The following is a 20648-nucleotide window of genomic DNA, read 5'->3' as shown; positions in this document are numbered from 1 at the left end:
TATATTTTAGATATTTATAGGGTTTCTACCAATTTTATCATAAAAACAGTTAGTTACTTCTAAAATATATTATAAATTAGTTTATATTTACCTCCGGTAACACTTAATTATATAAAAATATGTTCATTATAAATAGATACTATCTGTTATATTTAAGAGAAAGTTTGCAATTATGTATATGTCTGCCTGCATTACCTTCCTCATATGCGGCACATTTCCCCTTTATTCATCCCCCCTTGCAACGCATTCATAAAATTCAGCAGGAAACCCATTAAATCTTTAGATTCCGCGGATTGACCTTCCGGTTGCTTACAAAAATCCGGAAGGTCTGATCTCCCTCATTAGATTCTCTTCCCACATTTAAAGACTTAATCCCCCTCATTATATACTATTAGTCAATTAAAATATCTAATTACAATTATAACGCTATTTTAATCCTTAAAAATACATTATATGCCTTTTAAAAGTCATATTATTAATAAAAAGGCTTAATAATACTAATTATATAATATTTGCCTCTTAAAATGCCTTATAATCACCTTTAGACCATTTTCATTTTTAAAATACCTGATTCCTTCAGAAAATGTTCATCAATTACTAACAAAATTCTCTATAATGAAGTTCCGAAGGGAGAAAATATTATTATATTAAAGAATCTATTTTTTGCATGTGATATTCGGAGCTTCTTCTTTTGCCGCTTCCCCAGCGGAACTTAAAGGCCATGTTAGTTCTATAGAATTATATATCCCGAAACTTGGCATATACGAGGGAAATCGGTTGCAGGCCTCCCGCCTGGAGAGTATACTTGACGAGCTTTCTGTATACGGTTTTGCAACTACGGTCCACGCCCCCTATTTTGCAGATACTCCCACCTATTCCAAAGCCCTGCTTGTGGACACTGCCAGCATGGGAAAAAGGGAGTTTCTGCTTATGGAAGATTCCATTTCTCTCGCAAATCGGATTGAGGCGTCGGTCGTGGTCCTTCACCCCGGCCGGATCGGACCCGACCGGAAAAAGGCCTTTTCCTCAATGATCGAGAACCTCAGGGCCCTTGCCTCCACCGCAGAGGACTACGGGGTCCTGCTTGGGCTTGAAAACAAGGAAAGCACGGACCCCTACAACCTCTGCTGCGAGGCCGGGGAACTTGTGCGAGCAATCGATGCCGTCGATTCGGATCACCTGAAAGCAACCTTTGATATCGGACATGCCAACCTTGCCTGCGGAGGAGACTCTGTAAAATTAGGAGCCTTTGTCCGGGCTCTCGGAGAACACATCGTCCACGTCCACCTGCACGACAACAGCGGGCAGAAAACTCCTGTTTATGATGGGGATGAGCACCTAGCCCCCGGAAAGGGCTGTGTGGACTACTCGGTCCTGAACCTTATTCCGGACTACCGGGGGATCTATAATCTGGAAGTCTTTTCTCTGGAAGATGTACGGACGGGCAAAGAGTTGCTGGAAAACGTGTTAAAAAACGTTGATTAAGTTTTAAAAAATTAAGTTCAAAAAAAGTAAAAAATAGGGTAGGCCGGACACATATATTACCTACTGTTTTTCGATGCATTCCCGGCCTTTTAATCTGATTTTTCTTATTTTCTTATTTCCTTATTTTTTTACTTTCCGGCGCTGTTCTGGAAGTTCAGGGAAACCCCTTCTTGCTTCAGGATATCCTTAAGCTCCCTGTAGGCTGTGAAAAGCTCTTTTTTCTGGCTTTTCATAGCCTCAACCCTCGGTTCGGCCTTGATCCAGATATCCCTGTCACTGCTGCCCCGGCAGACGGAGACGCAGGCGAGCATGTCTCCCTGGGTGAGCCTGTACACGGAATCCGGACCGGTGGGAGCTACCCACACAGGGTTATGTTTCATTTTTTCAACGATATCGTTCCAGTTGAGGGTTTCGGAGGCCCGGAGGTCAAGCTGAAGGTGGGCCCGTTCTCCCGTGACCTTTTCTCTGATGTTTTTGAGGAAAACACTGTATAAGGGGTCCTTTTCATTGATCTTTCCTGCTTCGCTCTTTGAAAGGGCCTTTGCTTCTTCTTCAAAGAAGGGTGCGAGGTTGACCATGCTTGAGGGCCTGGTCATAAGGGACACCCCGAAGAAGGCGACAGCACTCAGTCCCATCCCAACGATAACCCCGTGTCCCATGAGGACCGGATGGACGGTTTCAAGATAGGAGGGGGCCATCGGAGCTGTTTGGGAAAGGTCGAACACCACAAGGGCGACCTGGGTCACTCCCCCGATGACCATGGCCGCAAGAGCCCCTTCTCTGGTTGCCCGCTTCCAGTAAAGCCCGCCCATGAGGGGGAAGAAGTAGGAAGCGCTTGTTATGAAGGTTGCTATGTGGATGGCGTCGATGATTCCCTGGATGTAGAAGGTGCCCGCGCAGGCTCCGAGCACGATTATGAGTACGCTTACCCGGTTTACGGCCAGCATCTCTTTCATGGTCGCGTCCGGTTTTATGTATCTCTGGTAGATGTCCCTGGAGATGTTGGACCCGCCGGAGGTTGCGAAGGTGTCGGCGTTGGACATAGCGGCTGCCGCAAGCCCGATTGCGCTGAGGGATATCAGGAAGGGAGATGTTGCAAAGCGTTCGGTGATAAAGGTCAACAGAGCGGGTTCAGCAAGTGCCATGCCTGCGGGAAAGCCCAGCACGGCAATCTCCGGGTATATGGCGTTAAGTGCGATTGCGATTACCGCACAGGCCCCGAAGACCACCAGGATCATGAGGGCTCCTATAAGCATTCCATTTCTTGCGGCCTTTTCATCTCTTGCGGCCCATACTTTCTGCCAGGGGTCCTGTTCCGTAATCCAGCCCGGAATAATTGCCAGGATAAAGATAAGGATCATGGGCAGTCCTATTGAAAAGGGGTTCCACCAGCCTGCGGCTACGTTCCCGAAAAGTTCGGAGCTACTGAGGGCCATGCCTCCCATTCCTCCGTCACTTACCGCGCCCATGGTGGCAAAGGCCATTGCAATGGTAAAGAGGGCAAGGATGCTGAACTGGATTACATCGGTCCAGATGACTGCCGAAAGCCCCCCGAGGGTCACGTAAACTGAGACCACAACCGCGATTAAGGCCACGGCATAGATCTTGTCAAGGCCGTAAAATATCTGAAGAACGAGGGCAAACCCCTGGACGTCAGCTACGGCAAAAAGTACCATGACAACGCTGATAATCACGGCTACCGGGAGCCTTATCGAACTGCCGTAACGCTGTTCAAGGAGTTCCGGCTGGGTTATTGCGGGCAGGTTCTTGATCTTTTTCACAAGCAACGCTATGAGCAGGAGGGCGATTATGTTGGGGGCCACAAAACCCCAGATAGAGCCCATGCCCTGCAGCATGTAAAACCCGATGACCGCAAGGATTCCTCCTGCGGTAATCCAGGATGCAGCAGCTGAAAACCCGATCCCGGACGGCCCGATCTGCCGGCCCGCAAGCCAGAAGTCAGTGAGCGATTTTTGTTTTTTATTGAAATACCAGCCGATACCTACAAGGCCGGCCAGATAGACAGTGAGTAATGCCAGAAACATCTCATAACCATTCATAAAATACACCTGACAGGAATAGTCAATATTAAAATAGATATATCCTGTTTTTTTCTTTTTTATAGTTTATAATAAATAGATATAGAAATCTGCCGAATTATTGCAGAATTTAGTGAATAAATAATTTAGTAAGCCAGGTAACTAACAACACCATCTTTTTTAATATATCTTTTTAAGCAATTATGAAATTGCATCCTCAATATATTCATCAATTTTCCCTGTTTTCTACCCTGAATAAAGTATCCTTTAGTTTTTACTTATATTTATCATTTTTTTATACGGGCTAATGCTAGTTTTTTTCTTTGTTTCATCAATCTTTTCTGTTTTTTTTGTTTTTTACCTGCCTTATTCCTTTTTTCCTTTTTTGATCCCCCTTTCTTTTCTCAGTTTTCCTTTAGAGGGGTTTTTTAGGTAAAATTAATTAATAAGTTTCAAAAACTTTATTAATCGTTGTGTTCATGAAAGCATAACTATGACCAGCAAAATACAACTTTTTAGAGTAATTGTTATTGCCCTGATTTTCGCAATAACGTTTGCCGGGCTCGGATGTGTCGGTGATTCCGACGAAGAAGCCCCATCCGGAGAGGAAAACGGATCAGTAGCCGCTCCTGCCGGAGAAGAGGCTGTCCTGAAGATCTTCCATGCGGGAAGCCTCGGTGTGCCTTTCGCTGAGCTTGAGGCCGAATTTGAAGCCCAGCACCCCGGAGTGGACGTCCAGCGGGAAGCTGAAGGCAGCGCAAAGTGCGTCAGAAAAATCACCGAACTCGGGAAAACAGCCGATATCCTGGCCTCTGCGGATTATTCCCTTATCCCCTCCATGATGATGCCGGAGTATGCGGACTGGTACGCGGCCTTTGCAAGAAACAGAATTGTGATTGCCTACACGGACGAGAGCGCGTACAGCGACGAAATCACCACGGACAACTGGTACGAAATCCTCAGGAGAACGGACGTAAACTACGGGTTTTCCAACCCCAACGACGACCCCTGCGGCTACCGCACCCAGATGGTAACCCAGCTTGCCGAAAGTTATTACGGGGACAACAAAATCTATGACGACCTCATCCTGGATCTGACCGGCATGACAGGCACGGAAGAAAACGGGACCTACACCGTGCATGTCCCTGATTCCGAATCAATCAACCCCGATAACTCAAAGATCATGATGAGAAGCAAGGAAGTTGACCTCTCCTCCGCCCTTGAAATCGGGGAAATCGACTACTTCTACATCTACCGTAGTGTCGCGGTCCAGCACGGCTTTGAGTTTATAGAACTTCCCGAAGCCATTGACCTCAGCTCCATCGACTATGCGGATAACTACAGCCGTGTGCAGGTCGAAATGGCAAGCGGAACCATAGCTATCGGATCCCCAATTGTTTACGGGGTAACTGTCCCTAAAAATGCCGAAAATCCCGAACTAGGTATTGAGTTCGTAAAGCTCCTCCTCGGGGAAACCGGCCAGGAGATTTTTGTTGAGAACGGGCAGCCTCCAATCGTCCCGGCCCAGGTCGGCGGAAAAGAAGCAATGCCTGCCGAACTCCAGGTCTTTGTCGAGTGATTGATCCCTGGAATTTATCGGCTTGTGAAATGGTTGAGGGGAAATCCTCTCTCCTTCCACAAGTACAGGATAATATAATCTGTAAATACAAAATATACCTGGTAAAATATATATTCTTATCACTCTTTTAAAAATACAAAAACGACCGCTGGAGGGATTTTATATTAATCAGATAAAAAAGCGATTCAAAGCTCCGGACCCCCTTAAACTGGGGTTTTCCCTCCTGATGCTTATCCTTTTTCTTTTTATTACCGTGACCCTTGCAAACATGATCATAGGGCAGGTCCTTTCCGATTTTCCGGGGCTTGTGGCCGCCATGCATAACAGGTCAGTCCTGGCCTCCATTTCCCTGTCCCTTTATGCGGGTTTTCTTGCAACTCTCTTTGCCCTCCTCCTCGGGATCCCGACCGGCTACATCCTTGCACGGCACGAGTTTCCGGGAAAACGCCTTGTTGAGAGTATTATCGACGTGCCTGTGGTGGTCCCGCATACGGTTGCGGGAATCGCCCTTCTTACGGTTTTCGGGTCCCAGGGTCTGATCGGGAGGCCCCTTGAGGGCTATATCCAGTTCAGGGATGCTCTTCCAGGAATCGTGGTCGCTATGCTCTTTGTTTCCCTGCCTTTCCTGACCAACTCGGCTCGGGAAGGCTTCAAGAGCGTGGACCCAAGGCTTGAAAACGCGGCCAGGTCCCTCGGGGCTCCCCTCTGGAAGACCTTTTTCCTGGTGACTCTCCCTCTTTCGGCCCGCTACCTGCTTGTGGGCTCGGTCATGACCTGGGCGAGGGCCATCAGTGAGTTTGGGGCCGTGGTGATGATTGCCTATTACCCCATGATCGGACCCACCCTTATCTACGACCGTTTTCTCTCCTACGGGCTCTCGGCTTCAAGGCCGATTGCGGTCCTTCTGATCCTCATCACCCTTTCCATATTCCTGGTAATCCGCATCTTTTCCGCAGGCTGGAGCATATATGATAGAGATTAAGTCCCTTTCTCGAAAATGGAAGACCTTTGCCCTGGAAGACCTGGACCTGACGATTCGGGACGGGGAATATTTCGTGATCCTCGGGCCCACAGGGGCTGGAAAGACCCTGATCCTGGAACTTATCGCGGGTTTTCACAGGCCCGATTCCGGGAAAATCCTGATTGACGGTCGGGACGTTACGGACCTTCCTCCGGAAAAACGGGGTCTTGCCTTTGTTTACCAGAACTATTCGCTTTTTCCTCACATGAACGTGAAGAAAAACATCGAGTTCGGGATGCGGATGAAAAAGCTCAAAAAAGCTCCTGAAAAAATCCGGGAAATCACGGACTACCTGCAGATAACTCCCCTGCTGGAGCGCTACCCCCTCACCCTTTCCGGAGGAGAACAGCAACGTGTGGCCCTTGCGCGGTCCCTTATGACCGACCCGCACATCCTTATGCTGGACGAGCCCTTAAGCGCCCTTGACCCCAGGACTCAGGACAGTGCCCGGGAAATGCTTGCCACCCTCCACAAAAAAACAAAACTTACCGTACTCCACATCACCCACGACCAGACCGAGGCCCGAATCATGGCCGACCGGATAGCTGTGGTCATGGACGGTAAACTTGTGCAGGTGGGGACCCCTGACGAGATTTTCGACCAGCCTCTGGACTCCAGGGTTGCGGGCTTCGTGGGTTTTGAAAACGTTATTAAGGGGAAGGTGGTCTCGGAAGAAGCCGGAATTATCAGGCTTGAATCTAACGGTTTCCTCCTGGAAGCTGCAGCCTTTGCCGAAGTCGGAGAAACGGTACATGCCTGGCTGAGGCCGGAAAACATAGTTTTAAGTAAAAGCTCCCCCCAGTCCGATGCCAGTATAAGGAATTCGGTAAAGGGTACGGTTGCCGGAATCCAGGAACTGGGGGCGCTTGTGCGGGTGAAGGTAGACTGCGGTTTTATCTTAAACGTGCTGGTTACCCGGCAGTCGGCAGTTGAGATGGGACTTGCTCCGGGAAGTCCGGTGTTTGCCCAGTTCAAGGTCTCTGCGGTTCATGTACTAAGGTAAAATCTCTTTCCTGTGCCATGATAGCTAATATTCTGTTAAGATAGATAATCTATGAGTTTAGATATAGGGATGGTTAAAATATAATTTCCAGATTTTATATAAGGAACTGCTCTATACTCATACAGGTTGTGTTTTTGTTGGTAGAGACGTTTGGTGTGTGCACTCAAACCACGGAACACACGGAACACACGGAAAAAGAACGGCCGGAAGACGATAATTACGGTTGTGCTGGCATTTTTTCGTCCTCTTGAGGGAGCGTAGCTCCCGAAAAGGACCCCGTGCTGTTGCACTTGCAGTGCAACTCCCAGGAAATCTTCGATTTCCTGTGATCCCGAAGCGGAACTCGGGTGCCGAAGGCCGGTTTCCGTGTCCTTCCGTGTCTTCCGCGGTTGAAAGTCCTCTTGCTAGTGATTTTTGATCGAGAACTTCAAACGATAAAACTAGGTGAGTATAGTCCCATTTCCCTAAATAATCAATTCTTGTAACAAAAATCCTTGATATTATATTTGAATCATTCCATTATTTTTTTCAAAATTTTCCGGATAAAGGTGAATCCACTTGAAAGCTAAAACCAAGCTCTGGTTTACGGAAGACGGCAAGCCCGTTATGGGGGCCGGAAAAGCCAGTTTGCTCAAAGCCATTGACGAGGAAAGGTCCCTTCGAAAAGCCTGCAAAAAGCTCGACATTTCCTATAAACATGCCTGGCTCATGCTGAAAAGGATGAACGAAAGACTGGAAGAGCCTGCCGTTGTGACTGTGCGAGGGGGAAAAAACCAGGGGACCTTTCTTACGGATATGGGCCGAAAACTCCTTGCGGAATACGAGGTGAGCAGGCAGCTTGTAAATGAGGCCGTAGGAGATGAGACTGCCTGGGAAAACATTGGATTCAAGCTAACAGCCCGGAACCGGCTCTCAGGCAAAGTCCTCGAGGTCAAGAAAGGAGACCTGGTCTCAAAAATCACGATTGAAATCGACCCCGCAGTCCTGACTTCCATCATCACCGAAGAAGCAGTGGATAAGCTCGATATAAAACCCGGAGACCGGGTCTATGCCGTAATCAAGTCCACGGAAGTAATGATCGCAAAAGCCGTATCTGAGGAAGCCGGAGAAAAAGAATCTCTTTAAGCTGTTCTACACGAGTTTCTCCCAGACGAGTGAATTAAAAAAGTAAGCAAGCATCCAGGCTGTAAAGCCCTGAATTAAAAAAGTAATAGTAACCATTCATCCATTCCTGATGGCAGGATGTACTGAATGGTCACGTTTTGCTTTTGCTTTTTTTGGGTTTTTAGTCCCTTTTTTATTCAGACCTGCTTAACTTTTCTTCAGGCCTGATTCTTCTTTCTCCACAGCATCAGACAGGCTGCAAGGACCATGAAGGATACTCCAGTGACCGCGCTGTACCCTGGCAATTTCTTTTCTGCGGGCAGGACTTCCGTATTGATTTTAACGCTGTCTGAGATCTGGTCGTGCCCGTCCGTGTCCTCATAGAGGATTTCACTGTTTATGGAGTAAAGCTTCGGGGTTGCGTCCTCGTCCACGTCCATATCAAAGACAGCAACGGCACTCTCTCCCGGGTTCAGGGTCCCGAGATAGGCCTGGTCGTCCGTGGTACTGAAGGGATCGCCAGCGCTGACCCTGACGGTCGCATCCCTTGCGGGGTCTTCTCCGGTATTCTTAAATGTGACGTAGAGCATCCCGCCCGTATCAGGGTAGAGTTCTCCCTTAACTTCCGTGACCTCAAAGGAGGGTTCTTTCTTGACACTGACCTCTATGGTCCGGGTCTGGGTCTTATTTTCGTACCAGAGCCCGACTTCCTGATTTGTTACAAGGCCCGTGCTACTGTCATAATCGTCCCCGCTGACCTGCACGTTGTTCTGGTATGTGTATGTGAGGTCAAGGGTTAAGGGGTAGCTGTCCGCGGGAGCATCCTCATTAATTTCAATGGTAAATTCCAGGGGAATTTTCGTGTCTTTTCCCTGTTCCAGGGTCCCTGCTTCCTGAGCTCCGGATTTTACCTCTATATTGGGGTCATCGGATGTGAGGGTGGCAAGAATTCCGACTGCGGTCACAACCTCGGATTCATACCCCATTTCGGAAGACTGAAGTACGGCTTCCGCGGTTCCGTCCCCGCTGTCAACTTCAGTTTCAGATTCAAAACCGGTGATAACGCCTTTGTTCATCACGTCTATCTTTAAGGTTACCGTGTCCCCTCTGGAAAATTCGTCATCTCCGAGCAGGGTGGCACTGAGGTCCGGGCCTCCGTATACGGTGTAGTAGTTATCCCCAAAATCAAAGTAATCGGGCAAAGTTGCCTGTACGGGCAGGGCTGCAAGGCTCAGAAAGAGCAGAACCGTGACCGCAGCGGTAATTCCTTTTTTATTCATTATCATCACCTAATTTATTATCACTGTATTTTTTCCTGTTCCGGAACACGTTTACTGTCTGGTAAATAGCAATCAGTATTATAAGTATAAGCGATATACCGAGCACGCTTGTCTTTTTTTCGGCAGGTTCGAGGGGGGTTCCCACTTTTAAATTTTCGGAAAATTTTGTTTCCCCGTCTTCATCAATGTACCTTATTTCACTGTCAATTCCGTAATTTTTCACCACTGCGTCACTTTCCGCCGAGATATTAAATGTCGCGGTCCTGCTCTCCCCGGGCCCGATTGTCCCCAGCCTGATAACTGATTTTCCAGTGCTCAGGGGGCTCATCACAATAATCCGGGCCATCGAGTCTTCTGCAAAGGTTTTCCCCAGGTTTGTGTAGCTTACCCGGACCTCGGTGGTCTCTCCCTGCTGCAGGCTTCCGGAGACTTTGCTAACCTCAAACATCGGCTCCTCTTTAATTGAGATGGGCAGAGTAAGTACGGTTTCTTTTTTTGTGTATTCCTTCGTAAAGTCCGTGCCCGCAAGCCCAAGGTTTATGGCTTTTGAGGTTACGGTTTTGACGTTGCTCTGGTATTCGTAGCTCAACGGAAGTTTAAGTTCGTAATCCCCGGCCGGAATATCGTCATCGATGCGGATCGTAAACCTTAGGGTATCGGTATGTCCGCTTTCAAGCTCCTCAAGGTTCCGGATACTTGTCGTGGCTTCTACCTCAATATATTCATTCTCCGAAACCAGGCTTGCTTTGATACCTCTGGCGATGGTACAGTCTTTTTCTTCTTCCATTTCATCGAGGGCAACGAGTTCTTCCGATGATTCGGAAATGAGGCTCTGGTTTACATTCAACCGTTTGAACCCTTCTATTACACCCTTGTTTACGATTTTTACCTGAAGGTCCGCAAGCTCGCCTCGTTCGAATTCCGGGTCTCCGCTAATGGAGGCCTGAATTTCAGGTCCTCCGTAACTCCGGTAATAATCTACGGTGTACTCGTGGCCGAGTATGAGTAAATTCACATCATCATCGTCATCATCTGCAAGGGTCGGAGATGCAGTTACGGAGAAGACTGCAAGGAGAACTGCGACTGCAACAAGGGTTTTTATTATTTTCTGTACTTTTTGATTTCCGGGCTCTTTCATCAGATATCGGCCCCCTGAGTATGTTTTTTTGATTGTTTTTCTAAGGCCTGTATGCCTCTTCTTTTATCCCGCCAGCTGTCCAGGACAACTATCAGGGGCGGGAATACCATAAAGGTGGCAAGCAGGGCAAGCAGGACATCGATTACCGTCACGACTCCGAAGTCGCTTACAATGCCAAATGGGGAGGCCATCAGAGCTGAAAAACCGAAGACCGTTGTCGCCCCCGAGGCAACAATTGCAGTCCCGATTTTCGTGCTTGCCTTGTGGATGGCTTCGAGGGGGGTTGCACCCGCTTCTTTTTCTTCAAAGTAACGCTCCATCATGAGAATTGCGTATTCGGACCCGACCCCGAGGATCAGGGCCCCAAGCGTTGCGGTCATGGGGTTATAGTCAAGGTTCAGGTAATGCATCACTCCACCGGACCAGCCGATCACTATGAACATGGGGATGATAGGGGCAAGGGCTTTTAGCCAGTCCCTGTAAATTACGAAAAGCCCTCCCAGGACCAGGATAAGCCCGATGAAGGTCATCTTTATCCGGCCGCTTGTAAGGGCCCCGATGACCTCTGTGAAAACCACGTTATTGCCCGTAATCGTGACAGTGGTGCCTGGAGGGGCCTGCATCCAGCGGATATCTTCTCTTACTATGTCAGTTAGTTCTTCGATCCCTGTTATCTTTATGTCAGCCACGGCGTTTCCTATGTTAAAGTTCAGGAGGAGCATATTTTTGCCATAGAGGTACTTGTCTTTCCTGTAGGCCGGGATTTTTTCGTAAATCGCCTCTATTTCCTGTGAACTTTCGGGGATTGTCCCGTCGTTTAATTCCTTTACGAGAGGAACAATGCTTGATGAACTGTAGATGTGTCCTATGTTGCTGATTTCATGCCCCTGAAACTCGTCTATCCACTTCAGGACTGCCGGGTCAGCACTGTCCTTTACCTTCAGGATGATGTTGAGTTCATCGTCCCCCCCCATGATACTATCCATGTGTTTCAGGTCTACAAGGGTGGGCATGTCCTGCGGGACAAAGGTCTGAACGTCGGTCTGGACTCCCACGGACTGGTCGGCGTAAATCCCTCCGATACAGAGCAGTCCCGCAATGCCGAGCACAACTACTTTATATTTTATTGTAAAGTCTGTGAGCTTCTCCAGCATCTTTTCGATTTTCTGGCCGTTTTCTTTCCCTTCCGGGGCTTTTTCGGCTTTTAGCCCGATGGGTCTCAGCCTCTTTTTCATCTTCGTCAGCGGATTTTTATCCGAAAACTGGTCAAAAAGAGCTATGGTGATAACGCCGACAAATAGGGCCGAGATGTAACACATTATTATCCCGATCAGGAGGAGTTTTCCGAAGTCCTGGATCATGGGTACGGTGGATGTAAAAAGGGACACAAAACCGAGGGCTGTCATCCCGAGGGCGACAATAACAGCCGGACCCGTGTTTTTTACGGTATTTACGACTGCCTGGCCCCGGTTTCCGTTTTTCTGCAGTTCCTCTTCAAGCCTGTTGTGGAACTGTATGGCGTAATCAATCCCCAGCCCTATCAGGACCGGGAAAGCTGCCATGGATACCATGGAGAGGGGTATTTCCAGAAAACCCATGGCTCCGAAGGTATAGATTAGTCCGAGGAGGACAACCGGGAGGGGGAGCAGTTTCCAGCGGACGTGCCGGAAGACCAGGTTCAGCACAATGAGCATAAAAATGGCGGAAATTCCGAGGAGAGGGCCCATACTCGAGTTCATTTCGTTATTCATTGAAATCTCGAAGGCAGGGTCGCCCGTTACTATGATGTTGTATGAGGGAGGAAAAGCTGAAAGTGTGACGGCCTCTTCGCTTGCGTGCAGGATATCTATCTTTTTTTCATCCGTTGTCGAGCCTGCTATTACCGCCATGACGAACATGTGCGTCTCGTCCGGCATGAGGGCCCCGAAAGCGTCCGGGTTGGCGTCGATTATTGCTCTGACTCCCTCGTCCGTGTCAGGGATTCTATACCTGCCGCTCGTCTGGTAGTTTATGTTCTTTATAATGGAAGCCGGGTTTGTGGTTTCGATAACCCCTTCCGTGGAATCTAGCTGCTGTTCAAGCCGCTCCACGGCTTTCATAAGCTCCGATGTTTTTACATCGTTTCCCTCCACCATCACCACAATGGCTTCGGTCTGGAAGATGTTCTTGTATAAGTGGTCGTAGTTCTGGTACAGCTGAGAATCTTTTCCGACAAAGGTTTCGGTTCCAGAGGCCATTTCGATCTTCTGGGCGCCCTGCATTGCTACGAAGATGAAGATGAAAAATACCAGAAGTATGGTAAGGCGGTTGTTCTGAATAAAAATTCCCAGTTTTTCAAAAATATTTTTCATTGCATATTTCCTTCATGTCTTTTTTCCAGCGGCCCCTGGTTTGGGGTTGAAACCTCGAGTCTGTAAAGTTGCCTTTTATTTCTGTTTTTTATTTCTGTTTTTTATTTCTGTTTTTTATTTCTGTTTTTATATTTCCTTCTTTCTTTTTTCGTTTAAAATATATCATTCTTTGATAATGTTCTTATACTTCGATATAGATAGAAAACATTTAAGTTTATTGGTAACTATTCAGCCTACTGATAAAAAAAGCATAGTTTCAGCTAATGTTGCAACTATCGGATAATAGCGGCGCTCCATTGAGCGCCGCTCGAATAGCATCCATGACATTCAAGCTATTCTTTCTAATAGTGGATATGTATCCCCGAATTCTGCAGAAAGCTACCGCTCCTTCGATGCTTCGGAAAGTTCCCGAAATCTTCTGTTGTAGCTTCATCATTCTGATGTCTCGCTCTGCTTGATTATTATCAAATGGAACTCTCAGGTCATTGAGGAATTTCAGAATCCTATCCTTGTATTTTATGAACCTATCAAGGAGATTCTTTGCTTTTGTTTGTGCTGGTCTTCCTCTTTTTTTAACCTGTTTTGAGAGGTCAGGAGGTGGATTTTCTTCAATTCCCTCTTTAATTATTTTATCGTATATTTCCTCGAATGCCCTGACTTTTATTGGATCTATTGGAATTTCCATTTCTCTGCATTCGTCGGTATATTTTTTTACTTCACTCAGAAGTTCATTTACTTTTTTAGCCCATTGCTGCTCAAAATTCTCTTCAACTCCAGTGAGGTCCCTCTTAAGATGAGCATTGCAGAGAGCATGTTCACATCCATATTTGTTGTATGATGCCCAACCATCATGAACTACTACCCCCTTGTATTCTGGAAGAAAACCCAAAGCATTCATTGCCTCTGATCCTCTTTTTGGATGTACAAAATAGTATGTCCACAGACTGTTTGAAACAACATGGAGCCACCATTTTGTCCCTAAAACCCTCATTCCTGTTTCATCACAATGTACAGAATAGGCTACCCGTAGATGTTCGAAAACAGCTTTTTCGAAAGGTTCCAATTTCTGGAATAATTCCTTTTCAGCTCTTTTTATGGTAGCAGGGCTGATACGTATTCCATAAAAGTCCTCTGACAAATCACAAATCCGTTTATAAGGAATCAATTGAAAGTTCCTTAAATATACAAGAGAGGATAAAAGGCGAGGTCCATATTGAATAGGGAATTTTATAGAGTCTGGAAAAGTACCTTTGTTTATTTTCCCACAGTGAGGGCATTTCTTGGACTCAGCACGATGTTCGGTAAATATGATGTTCACAGGAGGAATATCAGCTTCTTGCCTGCGTTCACAGTCCCGAACTTCAGTATCTTCAAGATCATGACCACAATTTTCACAGCAGTGAGGGGAATGAAATATTATATGGTCAGGATCCCCAACCATTTCGAAAGTACTTCCAGAATGACCTTTTTGACCACCAGGTTTTTTCCCACTTCTTGTGCGGCTACTCTTAGGTTTAGGTTTTTCATTCACAAAAACGTCAGTAGAAGGAGGTTTACTGCTGTTTTGGCTGTTTTGATTTAGACGAGCCTCTAAAACCCTTACACGTTCCTCAAGTTCAGCAATTTGAGAAGCCTGTTTCTCTATGATAGTCTCAAGTCTCTGAATTACAGCAACGACTGCTTCAGGGCCTTCTTCATAGATTTCAAGAATCTCTTCACGTGTAAGCATGATACTGAAGAGATAGAGTTATTTTATATGCAATTTTTCCTCGAAACGAGGAAAAATTGCCTTTGTTCAAAGTATGGCTGAATAGTTACGTTTATTGTTACTTTAGGGGTAACAAATCCGGAGCTAAATCCTCAACTTATCCGCAACCTTGTGAGGCTGGAGCTTACTGAAAATGAGGCCAAGGGCCAGGATTTACGACATTCTGAAAACTCTTGCAAAAAAAGGCTATGTGGAAATCAGGCAGTGTTCTCCCTCCCACTACCAGGCGGTTGATCCTAAACTGGTAATCGGAAAGATCAAAAACGAGTTTATTTAATTTCATAAGGGATAAAGCCCTCAGATGGTCAATACTGAAAAAGCATCTGATAGCTGAGGTAAGATGAAGAGTGTAACAATTGACGATGTAACTATTCACTGGCTGGGTCATGCCGGTTTTTTACTGGAAGGAGATGGAATAAAAATCTACATTGACCCCTACCGTCTTCCGGAAGAACCGGATTTCGATGACAGGGCCGATATCCTTCTGATAACCCATGAGCTCCCCGACCACTGCAGTCCCGCGGATATCCGAATGGTCCGGAGGTCTGATTCGACGACCCTGATTCCCGAGGCATGTTCCCTGAACTTCCGGGGAGACGCCCGGAGAATTGCCGAAGGGGACGTCCTGGCCGACGGGCTTGAGATAAAGGGGGTCAAGATCGAAGTCGTGCCAGCGTACTCCCCTGAAAATCCCGATCATCCGAAGGGAACAGCTGTCGGGTATATCGTGGAGCTCGGAGGTCTTCGGATCTACCACGCGGGGGATACGGATTTCATTCCTGAGATGCGGGGACTCAGGGTTGACGTGGCCCTTTTACCTATAGGGGGCACGTATACAATGAATGAGGAGAGAGCTGCCCTTGCGGCCGGGGTCCTCGCTCCGAAGGTTGTGATTCCCATGCACTACGGAAGTCTTGAAGGCTCGGCGGATCCCAAAAGGTTTAAAACCCTTGTCCACAGCAAGAACCCGGATATTGAAGTGATTATACTTGATTCCTGACCTCTTTCAGGAAAGTTCCCTTTACAGGCAAAATACAGGACTGGTCAGATGTCAAGAGCCATCCGGAAAAAGAAAAAACAGAAAAATCTGATGCGAGAACTCGCAACACAGCGCATGTGGCGCCTCTTCGAACTGGCGGAACAGGAGTTTGGAGAGCACCCCGAACGAAGCAAGCGCTATGTCCAGCTTATCCGCGGAATCTCCATGCGAAACAGGATAAGGGCCCCTGGATATATCAAAAGAAGGATCTGCAAGCACTGCTACGCTTTCCTGGTCCCGGGCAAGAACGCCCGTTACAGGTTAAAGGACGGGATTCTCATAATCTCCTGTGAAACTTGCGGAAAGGAGATGCGTTACCCTTTCAAACCTATTAAAGCTAAAAAATCCGACGAGCGGGTTTTAAAAGGAAAGGAGAAAGGTGTGGAGGCCCCTTCTACTCAAAAAAGATAAGCGGATGACTAAATGTATTATTTCAGCTCAGGCAGCAGGGGGGTCCCCTTCCTCGACAGTTCCGGCTTTGGCGAAACTGGCAGGTGGGGGAGGAATGCGTTCAAACATTCACAGCCTGAATTAAAGTTGTACTGCTTGCTCTTAATCTGATGCAGTTTTTCTTAATATTGACACTTGTAGTTATCATGTTACCGAAAATATCACACAACGTGAAATATCCAGTTGATCTTTTGCCCCTGATAAAACCGGTCCCTTTTTCTGTTATTACAAGATCGAACTTCCTAAGGCCAAACACTTTTCCAGTAGGGATTTTTTTCTCTGATCGCTTACCCCTTGTTTGCTGGTAATCGCCTCCAGGGATGTGTTTTTTGTAGTAAACCGTATTATCCAGCTTTACCGTTTGCCCATCCTCGCAGCAGATAGCAACAGCATCATTATAGTGGGTTTTTGGAAGTTTTAAAAACTGTTCTCTCTTAAACTTGGTCTCAAAACCAAAATTTTCCTCAAACTCCCAATCTGACTTTTTAAGCTGGCTTTTGATAATACCCATGTGGGTTGCATGTTTGGTTTTTGAGCTTCTTTTCTTTAACTCAAACTCTCCTGCATGGAGGGCCTTGTGACAGGTTTTGCATAAAGTAATAAGGTTTTCCGGAGTGTCAGGGCCTCCATTTGTCCTGAAAATAATGTGGTGACACTGTAAATGCTTATCCTTTGATTTACCTTTGCAGTGCTGGCATGTGTACCCGTCCCGATCCAGTACGAAAGCCCTGGCGTTGTAGAAATTCTTTAGTGGACCTTCTTGATACTCAATACCTGAAACTTCCGGATTCGTTATTTTGTGAATGTCAAAGGAAGCCGTTTCGACCTTCCACTTTGTAACCGGTAAGATGGATTCCACAAAGTTTTTTTCTCTGATGTGAGATTCCAATTTACTCCTGATTGAAGGGGCTAGCCTTCCTTCTCTCTTCGAAGCTGCTCTGTTATTGAACCTTGCGGGCCTGTACCGGGTTTTCCGGCCTCTCCGGTTTCTTCGGTACATCCTCCGTTGATCCATCTTTTTAGAAACATCTTGCCTTAATTGAATTTCTGACTGATAGAGTACTTTTCCGTTAGCAATAGCCGCACAGCCAACAACTTTCGAGCCTGAGTCTATGCCTGCTATCACGGGCTGAGTGTACCCACTACTTCCGAAAAGCATTTTAATCGTAAATGGTGTAGTTCTCAAAACCTTTGCCTTACCTTCCCTCAAAAGTTTTCTGGCCTTTGAAGGTTTACAGGGCATTAGTGGTTTTCCGTTCTGGTTTTTTATGTAAACTAGCATAGAGTTTACCTCCATTTTTTGGAGTTATGCGTATTGGGGGCTATGGAGTCAACCCACCAAATCCGACTTCCTCTCGATCTGATACTGAAAGGTTTGTATGATGCAAGCACTGTCCCTACCTCTCAGGACTGTTTAACCAGCATCCTTAGAGCCTGAAACTGAGGTGGCATTCCAGGGTAACTATAATATTCTTTCGTATCGGCTGCCAGTATTACAAAGCTCCTTACTGGCGATCTGGTCAACCAGGGACTTGCCAAAACAAGCCTCTTACTCTAAAATCTTGGCCTGAAGGCTAAGATTTTAGGGAGGGGTAATTGACGGCTCTTAGCTGAATTATATTAATTTTAGCCTAAAAGCGTTGTTAAAATCCATTTTGTTGCCAGGGTCCCCAGGATTATCACGGCTGCTACCGTGAAGAATACTATAACTTTACGGTACACGACTTCTTTTTCGGATCCGGCTATTACTCCGAGAGATCCCGCACAACCGTCACAGGAAGCGGACCCGCAGCCACAGCCGAGCTGGATTTCATGGTTCGGATTTTTAGACGCCTGTTTAAGGGTAGGGTTCAGGTTTTTTGAGGAGGGCCGGTTTATAACAGGGAGTATTCTTTTGTTTTTGGACATGTTTGCCTCTTTTTCTACTGCGTACTTATAAATGTTGTTTTTAATATATTGCCTTTTATTATATATTTTTAATGTGGAAGCAGGTCCATTTTGAAAATACTGATAGGTTATCAGACCGGCGGGATGGAGGGGAGACCCCCACCCCTGTCCTGAAAAAAAGCTATTTTTAGCTTGAACGCATCTTTTTTATACCGGAAGCTATCTGTTTTGCGATAACGGACTTCGGGCCCTTATCGTCCACAAGCACCCTTCCGCTGACCTCCCACCAGAACCTGGGATAAGCTTTTTCGGCTTCGACTTCCGGGTTAAGCCCCAGTTCCTTGGCCACTTTATTAATTTCTTGCAGTTTTGGTTCTTTTATGGAATTTTTCTTTGAGACAATCCGGCCTTCGCTTCTGGACCTTGTCTGGTCGATATAGGTGGGCCAGATTACAAGTTTACCCTTATCTTTCATCATCATGGTATCTGACTTTTAGATTGTTTTCATGGAATTTAACTCTTAAGGAGGAAAATACCCTTCATCGACAGCCGTAGGCTGGCAGGTGGGGGATGAAAGTAGTCCACATTTCACCACATTTCACCACCATATCTATTATATGTACTGAGTTTTATCTCGTGTCGCAGAAGACTCCTTCCTCGAATTCTTAACCTGTATTACAGGTAATAAACAAATACGAATTGATGAAATTTGTATTATTTGGTATTTTGAAAACGCAGGTTTTCTATACCAGAATGCCTTGTGGACGGGCTATCGGTGTTTTCCGGTAATCTTCGACAAAAAGGCTTGATGATGAGTATTGAGCTCTTAGAGCCAATGCCTGTGTGACTCGAACACTCGAAAGAAGTCCCTTCCTCGATGTTTCTAATTGAAAATTAGAAACTCCTGTTAAACCTATGGTTTAACACGACTCCGAAGGAGGCAGGAAGGGGTAGTTCACAACTGCCCCGGAAGTGAGGGCTTATGCCCTCTTCTTTTTTCTGAATTTACTCAATTTTCTGAATTTACTCAATTTTCTGAATTTACTCAATTTTCTGAATTCACTCAATTTTCTGAATTATCTCAGAGAATTGTAATTCTCGCAGTTTGGGATTTCCGTTTCATCCATGTTCCAGGCCACAACATGCAGTTATATATATTTTTTAGACTATCTCTCTGAAGGTGTCTTATATGATTCAGGGATTCGCAATAGACGAAAAGGTCAGAGCATACATCCGGAAAAGCGGGCAGGACTTCAGGCTTTCGACATCTCCGGCGGGACCGGTGCTGCTTCCTCTTGGGGCCGCTTCCCCGAAACCTTCGGACCTGAAGGTCCTGATCGAGGGAAATATCCTCTATGTCTCAAAGCTTCAGGCAAAGTACATAAAAATGATTGATTGGGCCATGGTGGAAAGAGGCCTTAATTCCGGCGGGGCTGGAGAGTAATATAGTGGTAATTTCAGAGACTGAAGAATATTTTGCGGGAAATTTATTAATAAAGGTGTGTATAGTCTAAAGGCCAGAGTCATCAAAAAGGACAGTGTTTCCTTTCGGGAAATTATGATTACCTCAGGTTGACAACGGTATAGGGTCGTGCCGGCTGAACATGTCGGTTTTTGCGTCGCAGAGGAAAAGGTGTTCGGATTTATGAAAAAGAAAGCCATATTTGTATTGTGTCTCCTGCTTGCAGTCTTTGCGGGGGGCTGCATGGAAGAAACCGAGGAGCTTGTCCTGAATGAAACCGTTAATGTTTCAGAGTATGAGTTCGGGCTTTTTCTGGACCCTGATTCCCACAATGTGCCCGCAAACGTCACAACTTACTACCTCCTGGAAAAGGAAAAGCAGATCCGGGTCGTCAGCCAGCTTATAAACAGCAGTGAATTTGAGATCATTCCTATGGAGAACCTCGGGGGCGGTCCCACCGAGAAACTCATTGAAAACCTGGTCTTGCTTGTGGGGCCTGCAAACCGGACGGCTGTAAGTGTCGAGACCTTTGGAGAGTTTTCTAACCTGAGCGAGGTTTCGGACGTAAATTATACTCTCCTGAAGGAAACAAAACAGAACCAGAAGTTCGTAAGGGTGGTCTTCAATGAACCTGTAACCGGTTATCTCGCATACACCATGAAACTCCCGACCAGCCAGAATTTCATAACTCCCAATCCTCCTTCAAAGTTCGTAAGGGTGGTCCTCCCGGAAGTTTATGTCACAGGCAACCGTTTATTCGGGATTCCCAGGCCTGACTCATTTTCTTTGAGTCACGATTCCAAAGGCAGACAGGTAGTTTTCTGGAGGGACCTGAAAAAAGAGGAGCTCATCCAGGTGAAATACTATAAGACGTCCGCCACGAAATTGTTTTTTGCGGCCTTTGTTGCCCTCTTCTTTGGCATGTTGCTGATCCTTACCTACTATTCCCGGAGCAAAAAAGAACTCAGAAAGTCCAGAGAGATCTTTGAACTTGAAAAAGAATATATGAAAAGCCAGGAAAAGCGAAAGAAATGAATTTATG

The 20648-nt window shown here is 46.5% G+C and carries 17 protein-coding genes and 1 pseudogene; 10 read left to right on the top strand and 8 right to left on the bottom strand.

Annotated elements, in window-relative coordinates:
* The first annotated feature begins 669 nt into the window (after positions 1–669).
* Positions 670–1485, top strand: coding sequence for a sugar phosphate isomerase/epimerase family protein (locus ACZ5QV_RS05905; RefSeq protein WP_464602041.1), 816 nt, complete (start codon positions 670–672; stop codon positions 1483–1485).
* Between the two features lie 128 nt (positions 1486–1613).
* Here the strand turns inward: ACZ5QV_RS05905 and ACZ5QV_RS05900 are convergent, their stop codons facing one another.
* Entirely contained in the window at positions 1614–3545 is a 1932-nt protein-coding gene (locus ACZ5QV_RS05900) for a sodium:solute symporter family protein (RefSeq protein ID WP_464601653.1), read from the bottom strand.
* 472 nt (positions 3546–4017) lie between these two features.
* Here ACZ5QV_RS05900 and wtpA point away from each other — a divergent pair, with 472 nt between their 5' ends.
* The 4 genes from wtpA to ACZ5QV_RS05880 all read left to right on the top strand — a co-directional run bounded on the left by wtpA (position 4018) and on the right by ACZ5QV_RS05880 (position 8252).
* Positions 4018–5103 carry a tungstate ABC transporter substrate-binding protein WtpA gene (gene wtpA / locus ACZ5QV_RS05895; RefSeq protein ID WP_464601652.1) on the top strand — a complete coding sequence of 362 codons (1086 nt, stop codon included), beginning with the start codon at positions 4018–4020 and terminating at the stop codon, positions 5101–5103.
* Between the two features lie 226 nt (positions 5104–5329).
* On the top strand, positions 5330–6085 hold the full coding sequence (locus tag ACZ5QV_RS05890; protein ID WP_464601651.1) for an ABC transporter permease subunit: 756 nt from the start codon (positions 5330–5332) through the stop codon (positions 6083–6085).
* Positions 6072–7127: an ATP-binding cassette domain-containing protein gene (locus tag ACZ5QV_RS05885; protein ID WP_464601650.1), complete on the top strand. Its 1056-nt coding sequence runs from the start codon at positions 6072–6074 to the stop codon at positions 7125–7127. Before ACZ5QV_RS05890 ends, ACZ5QV_RS05885 begins: the two co-directional genes overlap by 14 nt.
* 558 nt (positions 7128–7685) lie before the next feature.
* A complete protein-coding gene (locus ACZ5QV_RS05880; RefSeq protein WP_464601649.1) occupies positions 7686–8252 on the top strand; it encodes a TOBE domain-containing protein in 567 nt (188 codons plus the stop codon).
* Between the two features lie 197 nt (positions 8253–8449).
* On the opposite strand, the gene ACZ5QV_RS05875 is transcribed toward ACZ5QV_RS05880, so the two are convergent.
* The 4 genes from ACZ5QV_RS05875 to tnpC form a co-directional block, all read right to left on the bottom strand.
* Positions 8450–9511: a COG1361 S-layer family protein gene (locus ACZ5QV_RS05875; protein ID WP_464601648.1), complete on the bottom strand. Its 1062-nt coding sequence runs from the start codon at positions 9509–9511 to the stop codon at positions 8450–8452.
* Complete coding sequence (locus tag ACZ5QV_RS05870; RefSeq protein ID WP_464601647.1) at positions 9504–10649, bottom strand: COG1361 S-layer family protein; 1146 nt, start codon at positions 10647–10649, stop codon at positions 9504–9506. The genes ACZ5QV_RS05875 and ACZ5QV_RS05870 overlap by 8 nt, the downstream gene beginning before the upstream one ends.
* Positions 10649–13000 carry a hydrophobe/amphiphile efflux-3 (HAE3) family transporter gene (locus tag ACZ5QV_RS05865; RefSeq protein WP_464601646.1) on the bottom strand — a complete coding sequence of 784 codons (2352 nt, stop codon included), beginning with the start codon at positions 12998–13000 and terminating at the stop codon, positions 10649–10651. Before ACZ5QV_RS05865 ends, ACZ5QV_RS05870 begins: the two co-directional genes overlap by 1 nt.
* Positions 13001–13256: 256 nt before the next feature.
* A complete protein-coding gene (tnpC, locus tag ACZ5QV_RS05860) occupies positions 13257–14729 on the bottom strand; it encodes an IS66 family transposase (protein ID WP_464599339.1) in 1473 nt (490 codons plus the stop codon).
* 172 nt (positions 14730–14901) lie between these two features.
* Between tnpC and ACZ5QV_RS05855 the strand changes: the two genes are divergently transcribed.
* The 3 genes and pseudogenes from ACZ5QV_RS05855 to ACZ5QV_RS05845 all read left to right on the top strand — a co-directional run.
* Positions 14902–15045 (top strand): helix-turn-helix domain-containing protein, encoded by a 144-nt coding sequence (locus ACZ5QV_RS05855; RefSeq protein WP_464601645.1) that lies wholly within the window; start codon positions 14902–14904, stop codon positions 15043–15045.
* A 63-nt stretch (positions 15046–15108) separates the two neighbouring features.
* Positions 15109–15768, top strand: coding sequence for an MBL fold metallo-hydrolase (locus ACZ5QV_RS05850; RefSeq protein WP_464601644.1), 660 nt, complete (start codon positions 15109–15111; stop codon positions 15766–15768).
* Between the two features lie 48 nt (positions 15769–15816).
* A pseudogene (locus tag ACZ5QV_RS05845) lies at positions 15817–16143 on the top strand (ribonuclease P protein component 4); the annotation flags it as partial.
* 175 nt (positions 16144–16318) lie between these two features.
* On the opposite strand, the gene iscB reads toward ACZ5QV_RS05845, so the two are convergent.
* From iscB to ACZ5QV_RS05830, 3 genes are all read right to left on the bottom strand, one after another.
* Positions 16319–17539: an RNA-guided endonuclease IscB gene (gene iscB / locus ACZ5QV_RS05840; RefSeq protein ID WP_464601643.1), complete on the bottom strand. Its 1221-nt coding sequence runs from the start codon at positions 17537–17539 to the stop codon at positions 16319–16321.
* A gap of 344 nt (positions 17540–17883) precedes the next feature.
* Complete coding sequence (locus ACZ5QV_RS05835; protein ID WP_464601642.1) at positions 17884–18165, bottom strand: hypothetical protein; 282 nt, start codon at positions 18163–18165, stop codon at positions 17884–17886.
* A gap of 166 nt (positions 18166–18331) precedes the next feature.
* On the bottom strand, positions 18332–18619 hold the full coding sequence (locus tag ACZ5QV_RS05830; RefSeq protein ID WP_464602040.1) for a signal recognition particle protein Srp19: 288 nt from the start codon (positions 18617–18619) through the stop codon (positions 18332–18334).
* A 714-nt stretch (positions 18620–19333) separates the two neighbouring features.
* Between ACZ5QV_RS05830 and ACZ5QV_RS05825 the strand changes: the two genes are divergently transcribed.
* Positions 19334–19588, top strand: coding sequence for a hypothetical protein (locus tag ACZ5QV_RS05825; protein WP_464601641.1), 255 nt, complete (start codon positions 19334–19336; stop codon positions 19586–19588).
* 201 nt (positions 19589–19789) lie between these two features.
* Positions 19790–20641 carry a DUF5803 family protein gene (locus tag ACZ5QV_RS05820; protein ID WP_464601640.1) on the top strand — a complete coding sequence of 284 codons (852 nt, stop codon included), beginning with the start codon at positions 19790–19792 and terminating at the stop codon, positions 20639–20641.
* The last annotated feature ends 7 nt before the right edge of the window (positions 20642–20648 follow it).

This window comes from Methanosarcina baltica (assembly GCF_055394095.1).
This window is presented reverse-complemented; position numbering and strand designations above follow the sequence as displayed.